This window comes from Streptomyces durocortorensis (assembly GCF_016901035.1).
In the GTDB taxonomy this organism is placed as follows: domain Bacteria; phylum Actinomycetota; class Actinomycetes; order Streptomycetales; family Streptomycetaceae; genus Streptomyces; species Streptomyces durocortorensis.
In genome coordinates this window covers 1-718 of sequence record NZ_JAFEUF010000540.1, presented here as the reverse complement: position 1 = coordinate 718, position 718 = coordinate 1, and the positions used below count along the sequence as shown (strand labels likewise).

Annotated in this window: 1 pseudogene; it reads right to left on the bottom strand. The window is 76.0% G+C overall.

Features of this window, described 5'->3' with window-relative positions:
- Positions 1-198: 198 nt before the first annotated feature.
- Positions 199-718, bottom strand: a pseudogene (locus JS521_RS35985) (hypothetical protein); the annotation flags it as partial.

The window sequence follows — 718 nt, the reverse complement described above, 5'->3', positions numbered from 1 at the left end:
GTCCTGGCGCGGCCGGGCCTGGCTCGGCCGCCCGGCCAGTGCCGGCTCGGCGGTCCCGGCGCGACCCGGCCGGTCCCGGCGCGGCTTGTGCCGGTCCGGCTCGGCCTGCCTGCCCCGGCCCGGCCCCTCGCCGCTTGGCTTGTCCCGGCGCGGCCCCGCCGGCCCGGCCCGTGAGTCCGCGCCCGCTGCCCGTCACCCTCAGCCCTGCCGGATCTCACCGGTGTAGATGGCGTCCTCGTCCGGCAGCGTCACCGTGACCGGGAGCCCGAACCCGTACAGCAGGAGCGTCGAGACGACCGACACCTCCGGGCCCCGGGCGTCGGAGGAGAAGGTGAAACGGTGCCGGACCTTCCGCAGCCGGCCGTCCTCGTCGAGGTACGCGTCGAACGGGACGGCGTCCTTGCTGAACCCTTTCGCCGCCGCGCTCAGCGCCCCGCGCGACTGCGGCGATGCGGCCCGGGCCGCCCGCCCGAGGTCCGCGACGCCCCGGTAGTGATGCACCGTCACCCCGGCCAGCTCCGACTTCCCCGCGTACGTCACATCGGCCGCGCCGCGCAGCAGTTCGGCCGCCGCCATCGGGTCGGTGACGCCGCCGGTGAGGAGGTTGCCGTCCTTCAGCGTGGTCGTGTCGATCCTGACCCACTTGTCGTCGGGCACCCCGGCGCCGCGGTTCTTCATGTACAGCGCGCCGGGGGCCAGCAGCTCGGTGATGGGCCGG